Origin of the sequence: Streptomyces mangrovisoli, assembly GCF_000974985.2 — a bacterium.
Classification (GTDB): Bacteria; Actinomycetota; Actinomycetes; order Streptomycetales; family Streptomycetaceae; genus Streptomyces; species Streptomyces mangrovisoli.
Genome location: NZ_LAVA02000056.1, coordinates 107890 through 115749, shown reverse-complemented (window position 1 = coordinate 115749; position 7860 = coordinate 107890). Strand labels below are relative to the sequence as shown.

Sequence of the window (7860 nt, the reverse complement as noted above, 5' to 3'; positions counted from 1 at the left end):
CCGGCAGCCTCGCCGACGTGCTCCAGCTCGCCGTGCCGCCCCGCAGCGCCCGCGCCGAACGGCAGGAGTCCCCGGCCCCGCTGCCCCCGCCCGACCGCCCCGCCCCCGGCTCCTGGGCGCGCTACGAGCACGGCCCCGCCTACCTCGACGCGCTCGCCTCCGGAGCCGCACCCCGCGCCGTGTGGAACGCGCTGCCCGGACCGCAGTGGTGCGAGGAGCTCGCCCGCGCCGTCGCGGCGACGCTCGCCTCGGGCCGCGGCGCCCTCGTCGTCGTGCCCGACGGCCGGGCCGCCGCCCGCGTCGACGCGGCGCTCACCGGCCTGCTCGGCGCGGGCCGGCACGCGCTGCTCACCGCCGACGCCGGTCCCGAGAAGCGCTACCGGCAGTGGCTCGCCGTCAGCCGGGGCTCGGTGCGGGCCGTCGTGGGCACCCGCGCCGCCATGTTCGCCCCGGTGCGCGACCTCGGCCTGGTGGCCATCTGGGACGACGGCGACGACAACCACAGCGAGCAGCACGCGCCGCAGCCGCACGCCCGCGAGGTGCTGCTGCTGCGCGCCTCGCTGGACCGGTGCGCCTTCCTGCTCGGCAGCCGCAGCTGCACGGTGGAGGCGGCCCAGCTCGTCGAGAGCGGCTGGGCCCGGCCGCTGGCCGCCGGGCGGGAGCAGGTGCGCGCCGCCGCGCCGCTGGTCCGCACGGTGGGCGACGAGGACCTCGCGCGCGACGAGGCCGCCCGCGCCGCCCGGCTGCCCAGCCTCGCCTGGCAGATCGCCCGCGAGGGGCTGAAGCACGGGCCGGTCCTGGTACAGGTGCCCCGCCGGGGGTACGTGCCGCGGATGGCGTGCGCGAACTGCCGGGCCGCCGCCCGCTGCCGGCACTGCGCCGGGCCCTTGCAGGGACAGGACGCGGGCGTGCTGCGGTGCGGCTGGTGCGGCCGTGACGAGGGCTCTTGGCACTGCCCGGAGTGCGGGGCGTTCCGGCTGCGGGCCCAGGTCGTGGGAGCGCGCCGCACCGCGGAGGAGCTGGGGCGCGCGTTCCCGGCCGTACCGGTGCGCACCTCGGGCCGCGAACAGGTGCTGGACACCGTCCCGGGCACCCCGGCGCTGGTGGTGAGCACCCCCGGCGCCGAACCGGTCGCGGAGGGCGGCTACGCGGCGGCGCTGCTGCTGGACGGCTGGGCCATGCTCTCCCGTCCCGATCTGCGGGCCGCCGAGGACGCGCTGCGCCGCTGGACGGGTGCCGCCGCGCTGGTACGGCCGCAACAGGCGGGCGGGACGGTCGTGGTGGTGGCCGAGCCGACGCTGCGGCCCGTGCAGGCGCTCGTGCGCTGGGACCCCGTCGGGCACGCCGTGCGGGAGCTGGCGGAGCGCGCGGAGCTGGGCTTTCCGCCCGTGTCGCGGATGGCGTCCGTGGCGGGACTGGGGGAGGCGGTCGCGGAGTTCCTCGGCGCGGTCGGGCTGCCCGCCGACGCGCAGGTGCTGGGGCCGGTCCCGGTCCCGGTCACCCGGGCCGACGGGCCGCGCAGGACCGGCGGCCCGCCGCCCGGGGAGCACTGGGAGCGCGCCCTGATCCGCGTTCCGCCGGGCAGCGGCTCCGCCCTGGCCGCCGCCCTGAAGTCGGCCCAGGCCGCCCGGATGGCCCGGGGCAACGGGGAAGCGGACCGGGCCGGCCGGGTGCGGGTGCGGATCGATCCACCGGACATCGGGTAGCGGCACGCCCGTGCGGCGGCGGGGTGCGGAGGGGGCCCTGGGGCGGGAGGCGCCGCCCGAGGGCCGGCCGTTTGCGGCGGTTGTCCGCACCGCCCGTTCGTACCGCCTGCCCGCGGCGGCGAGCCCCGGTCGGCGCGCCGACCGCGTCCGGGGCGCCCTGGATGTCGTAGGACGGAACGCTTGTGCCCTCCCGGACGGGGCGCGGGCCGGGAGGGCAGGGAGTGCCGTCCCGGGCCGGCTCACGGAGCGGCCGGGGTCGGCCGCCGGGGTCGGCTCTTGCGACCGCCGGGGGCAGCCGCTGCGACCGCCGGGTCAGCCGGTTTGACCGCCGGGGTCAGCCGGTGTGACCGCCGGGGTCGGCTGTTGTGACCGCCCGGTCAGTCGTGGCGGCCGCCGGGGTCAGCCGGTGTGACCGCCCGGTCAGCCGTGGCGGCTGCCGGGGTCGGCTGTTGTGACCGCCCGGTCAGTCGTGGCGGTCGCCGGGGTCAGCCGGTGTGACCGCCGGGGTCGGCTGTTGCGACCGCCCGGTCAGCCGTGGTGACCGCTGTGGTCAGCCGTGGCGGCCGCTGTGGTCAGCCGTGGCGGCCGCCGTGGTCAGCCGTTGCGCGGGCCGGGGAACGCTGTGGGCCGGACCTCGTCGCGGAGTGCGGGGCTGCCCGTCGGCTGCGTCGGCATCGAACGGGCCGCGGGCACCGTGGGCACCGGGGGCAGGCCGGAGGTGACGTTCAGCGTGCGGGTGCCCGACGTCTCCGTGGTGTGCTCCACCTCGGCCTCCGCCTGCGTGGTGGGCCGGCGGGCGCCGTAACGGCGGTGCACGGCCTGCTTGGTGACGCCCAGTGCGGAGCCCACCGCGTCCCACGAGAAGCCGAGCGAACGGTCGAAGTCGACGGCCGCCGTCACCAGGGTCTCGACGCTGTCCCGCAGTTCCTGCGCGAGGCGGACCGTGGGGGCGGGGGCGCGTCCGTAGACGACGAAACCCGTGGAGGGACCGGAGCGGCGCGGGCGGTAGACATTGCCCAACTGGGCGGTGAGCGTGCGCAGCGCGTCCACCTGCCGGCGGACCCGCTCGATGTCCCGCACGAGCAGGTGCAGGCTGGCCCGTGCCTGGGCGTCGTGGGTTGCGTGGTCGGCCATGTACAAGCCTCTCGAACCGGGGTTGAAAGGAGGTGGGCCGCGGAATGCGGCCCGTTGTGGTCAACTCTTTCTTGACCAACGCGGCAGTGCGCCGCGGGTCACGCACTGGGGGCGTGACCGCAAGCGCGTGCGCCCCCGGCTCGGACCGCGCTCGCCCCCGGCGCCCGCATCCTCGTCCTAGACTGGGGCGTTGACCCTTGTCCGACCGCCCGAGAGGCCCCAACCCGCTCATGAAGCTCGTCTTCGCCGGTACCCCCGAGGTCGCCGTTCCCGCCCTGGACGCACTGATCGCCTCCGGGCGGCACGAGGTGGCCGCCGTCGTCACGCGGCCCGACGCCCCGGCCGGCCGGGGCCGTCGGCTGATCGCCTCGCCCGTGGCCCAGCGGGCGGAGGAGGCGGGCATCGAGGCGCTCAAGCCGGTGAAGCCCCGCGACCCCGAATTCCTGGAGCGGCTGCGGCAGATCGCGCCGGACTGCTGCCCCGTCGTGGCCTACGGCGCCCTGCTGCCGCGCGTCGCCCTCGACATCCCCGCGAACGGCTGGGTCAACCTGCACTTCTCGCTGCTGCCCGCCTGGCGCGGCGCGGCACCGGTCCAGCACGCGGTGATGGCGGGCGACGAGATCACCGGCGCCTCGACCTTCCTCATCGAGGAGGGGCTCGACTCCGGTCCGGTCTACGGCACGGTGACCGAGGAGGTCCGCGCCACCGACACCAGCGGCGACCTGCTGACCCGGCTCGCCTTCGCGGGCGCGGGGCTGCTCGCCGCGACGATGGACGGCATCGAGGACGGCGCGCTGAAGGCCGTGCCGCAGCCCGCCGACGGCATCACCCTCGCCCCCAAGATCACCGTCGAGGACGCCCGCGTGGACTGGGCGGCCCCGGCCCTTCGGGTCGACCGGGTGGTGCGCGGCTGCACGCCCGCGCCCGGCGCCTGGACCACCTTCCGGGGCGAGCGGCTGAAGCTGATCCACGTGGTGCCGAGGCCCGAGCGGACCGACCTCGCACCGGGGCGGCTCGTCGCCGGCAAGAACGACGTGTTCGTGGGCACGGGCTCGTACGCGGTGGAGCTGCTGTGGGTGCAGGCCCAGGGCAAGAAGCCGATGCGCGCGGCGGACTGGGCCCGCGGGGTGCGCATCGAGGACGGCGAACTCCTCGGCGCCTGACGCGCGCCCCACGGGCCTTCCCGTGCGGGACTTCCCGGATGCGACCGGGCCGGCGGCGGATGGCCGGGCGGATCAAAATCTTTCGGCAGGTGGCCGCGGCGCCCGCAAGACGTAGGGTGGGCGCATACCCCGCACAGACATCCGGAGCACCTTTTTCGTGAGCGAACAGCCCCGTCGGCCCCGCAAGCCGGGCAAGCCGTACCGCCGGCCCCAGAAGGATCCCGTCCGGATCCTCGCCTTCGACGCCCTGCGGGCGGTGGACGAGCGCGACGCCTACGCCAACCTCGTCCTGCCGCCCTTGCTGCGCAAGGCGCGCGAGGGCGGGGACTTCGACAGCCGCGACGCCGCACTCGCCACCGAGCTGGTCTACGGCACGCTGCGGCGCCAGGGCACCTACGACGCGATCATCGCCGAGTGCGTCGACCGGCCGCTGCGCGAGGTCGACCCGCCGGTCCTCGACGTGCTCAGCCTCGGCGCCCACCAGCTGCTCGGCACCCGCATCCCGACGCACGCCGCGGTGTCCGCCTCCGTCGAGCTGGCCCGGGTCGTGCTGGGCGACGGGCGCGCCAAGTTCGTCAACGCCGTGCTGCGCAAGGTCGCCCAGCACGATCTGGACGGCTGGCTGGAGAAGGTCGCCCCGCCCTACGACGAGGACCCCGAGGACCACCTCGCCGTCGTGCACTCGCACCCCCGGTGGATCGTCTCCGCCCTGTGGGACTCGCTCGGCGGCGGCCGCGCCGGCATCGAGGACCTGCTGGAGGCCGACAACGAGCGGCCCGAGGTGACCCTCGTCGCCCGCCCCGGCCGGTCCACCCAGGAGGAGCTGCTGCGGCAGGACGCCGCCGTCCCCGGCCGCTGGTCGCCGTATGCCGTACGGCTCACCGAGGGCGGTGAGCCCGGCGGTGTCGAGGCCGTGCACGAGGGCCGCGCGGGCGTGCAGGACGAGGGCAGCCAGCTGGTCGCGCTCGCGCTGGCGAACGCCCCGCTCGACGGCCCGGACGCCCGCTGGCTGGACGGCTGCGCCGGGCCGGGCGGCAAGGCGGCGCTGCTGGCCGCCCTCGCCGCCCAGCGCGGTGCCGTGCTGCTGGCCTCCGAGAAGCAGCCGCACCGGGCCGGGCTGGTCGCCAAGGCGCTGGCCGGCAACCCGGGGCCGTATCAGGTGATCGCCGGTGACGGCACCCGCCCCCCGTGGCGGCCCGGCACCTTCGACCGGGTGCTGATGGACGTGCCGTGCACGGGCCTGGGCGCTCTGCGGCGCCGCCCCGAGGCGCGGTGGCGGCGGCGCCCCGAGGACCTGGAAGGCTTCGCGCCGCTCCAGCGGTCCCTGCTGCGCACGGCGCTGGAGTCGGTGCGGATCGGCGGCGTGGTCGGCTACGCCACCTGCTCGCCGCATCTGGCCGAGACCCGTGCCGTGGTCGACGACGTCCTCAAGCAGTACCCCGGGGCGGAGCTGATCGACGCGCGTCCGCTGCTGCCCGGCGTCCCGGCGCTCGGCGACGGTCCCGACCTCCAGCTCTGGCCCCATCTGCACGGCACCGACGCGATGTACCTGGCCCTCATCCGCCGCACGGGCTGACCCCGCCGGGCCGCCGGGCCGCCCGGGGCCCTCACCCGCTCGATCGGTCCGTGGCCGGGTCGGGACTTCGTTCGTCCGGTGGAGCCGTTCCGTCCTGGTGGGACAGCCGGTTCGGCCACCACACCTTCCGGCCCACGTCCAGGAAGAGCGAGGTGACCAGGACGGAGCGGACGACGAAGGTGTCCAGCAGGACGCCCACGGCGACCGCGAAGCCGATCTCCGCGAAGCCCACCACGGGCAGCGTGCCCAGCGCGGCGAACGTCCCCGCGAGCACCAGGCCCGCGGAGGTGATCACCGCTCCGGTGGTCGCCAGGCCGGTGACCACGGCCGGGCGGGTGCCCTCGCGGGCCGCCTCCTCGCGGATGCGGGTGGTCAGGAAGATGTTGTAGTCGATGCCGAGCGCGACCAGGAAGACGAAGACGAACAGCGGGAAGGCGACGTCCTCGCCCGCGTAGTCGAAGACGTGCCGGAACGCCAGCGCGCTCAGCCCGAGCGCGCTCGCCAGCGACAGCATCACGGTCGCGACCAGCAGCAACGGCGCGACCAGGGCCCGTAGCAGCACCGAGAGGACCAGCAGTACGACGGCCAGCACGACCGGGATGACCACGTAGTTGTCGTGCGCCTGGGCGTTCTCCATGTCCAGCAGGGCCGCCGTGCCGCCGCCCACGCGCGCCTGCGCGCCGGGCACCGCGTGCACCGCCTCCCTGACCCGCTCCACGGTGGCCTTGGCGGCGGCGCTGTCCGCCGGGGCGCGGGTCGTCGCCTCCAGCAGGACCTTTCCGTCGTACTCCGGCGCCGTGCCGGCCGGCACGCCGACACTGGCCGCGACCACACCCGGGTCCGTGGCGACGGTCCGCCCCACCTCCTTCGCCCGGTCCCGGTCGGACACGATCACCATGGGGTCGCCGCTGCCCGCCGGGAAGTAGCGCGCCGACACCTGCTGGCCGACGATCGAGTCCGGCCGGTCCGTGAAGCTGTCGGCGTTGGAGATGCCGTCCGCGCGCAGCTGGAACAGGCCGAGCGAGAGCACAGCGAGGACGCCCGCGGTGACGGCCCACACCAGGCGCGGGCGGCGCGCGAAGTTCCGGCCCATGCGAGCCCACAGGCCGTGCCCCGACGGGTCCGCGGAGCCGAAGTGCGGCACGGCGGGCCAGAAGATCCAGCGCCCGAACAGCAGCAGCAGCGCCGGGAACAGGGTGAGCATGGCGGCCAGCGCGACGCTCACGCCGATCGCGGCGACCGGCCCGAGGCCACGGGTGGAGTTCATCTCCGCGACGAGCAGCACCAACATGCTGAGCACCACCGTGGCGCCGGAGGCCAGCACCGCGGGCCCGGCCCGGTTCATGGCGAGCTCCATCGCCTCGTGCCGGTCCTCGTGCCGCCGCAGCTCCTCCCGGTAGCGGGCGACGAGCAGCAGCGCGTAGTCGGTGCCCGCGCCGAAGACCAGCACGGTGAGGATGCCCGCGCTCTGGCCGTTCACGGTCAGGCCCGCGTGCCGGGCCAGCAGATAGATCAGCGCCTGGGCCGTGAACAGCGCGACCACCACCCCGATCAGCGGCACGAACAGCAGGGTGGGGCTGCGGTAGGTCAGCAGCAGCATCACGATCACGACCGCCATCGCGGCGAACAGCAGCGTGGAGTCGATGCCCGCGAACGCCTTCGAGGAGTCGGCCGCGATCCCGCCGGGCCCGGTGATGTGCACGGCCAGGCCCTGGCTGCCGGTCCCGACGACGTCGCGGACGGAGTCGACGGCAGGCGCGACGCGTTTCCAGCCGGTGGGTCCCATGGTGATCGGGACATAGATCTCGGCCGCCCGGGGCGCGGCGGCCCGGTCGTAGACGGGGCCCTGGACCGCGGCGCCGCGGATGCCGTGGTCGTGCAGGGTGCGCAGCTCGGCCGCGTCCCCCACGATGCGCTGCCGGTCCGCCGGGGTGAGCCCGCCGGGACGGGCGTACACCACGACCGCGGGGGCCTGCTCGGGGCGGAACTTCTCCGACAGGCTGAGCACCTGCGTCGACTCCGCCGAGCCGGGCAGCCAGGACTGCGCGTCGTTGTCCTGCGCGTCGCTGAGCTTCGAGCCGAGGGGCGCCGCGAGCACCAGGACCACCAGCCACACCGCCACGACCACCCACTTGGTGCGCCGTCCGCACACGAACCGGATCGCGTACCGCTTGCCGGTGTCGAGCTGCCTCATCGCGACTCCCGCCGTCGTGACCGCTTCCGCCGGCCCGTCCCGAGGGCCGTGGACTCCCCGGACCGGACCCTTCCCGCGCGTCCGCGG

5 protein-coding genes are annotated in these 7860 nt (G+C 76.0%); 3 read left to right on the top strand and 2 right to left on the bottom strand.

Annotation, left to right across the window (positions count from 1 at the left end; genetic code table 11):
* Window positions 1–1706, top strand: a 1706-nt coding sequence (locus tag WN71_RS23110) for a primosomal protein N' (protein ID WP_071369871.1), incomplete at its 5' end; no start/stop codon positions are given.
* Window positions 1707–2300: 594 nt separating this feature from the next.
* Here WN71_RS23110 and WN71_RS23105 read toward each other — a convergent pair.
* Window positions 2301–2840, bottom strand: coding sequence for a hypothetical protein (locus WN71_RS23105; protein WP_046583188.1), 540 nt, complete (start codon window positions 2838–2840; stop codon window positions 2301–2303).
* A gap of 230 nt (window positions 2841–3070) precedes the next feature.
* Here WN71_RS23105 and fmt point away from each other — a divergent pair, with 230 nt between their 5' ends.
* Window positions 3071–4003, top strand: coding sequence for a methionyl-tRNA formyltransferase (fmt, locus tag WN71_RS23100; RefSeq protein WP_046583191.1), 933 nt, complete (start codon window positions 3071–3073; stop codon window positions 4001–4003).
* A 157-nt stretch (window positions 4004–4160) separates the two neighbouring features.
* Window positions 4161–5579, top strand: coding sequence for an RsmB/NOP family class I SAM-dependent RNA methyltransferase (locus WN71_RS23095; protein WP_046583192.1), 1419 nt, complete (start codon window positions 4161–4163; stop codon window positions 5577–5579).
* 31 nt (window positions 5580–5610) lie between these two features.
* Here the strand turns inward: WN71_RS23095 and WN71_RS23090 are convergent, their stop codons facing one another.
* Complete coding sequence (locus WN71_RS23090) at window positions 5611–7773, bottom strand: MMPL family transporter (protein WP_046583193.1); 2163 nt, start codon at window positions 7771–7773, stop codon at window positions 5611–5613.
* Window positions 7774–7860: the final 87 nt, after the last annotated feature.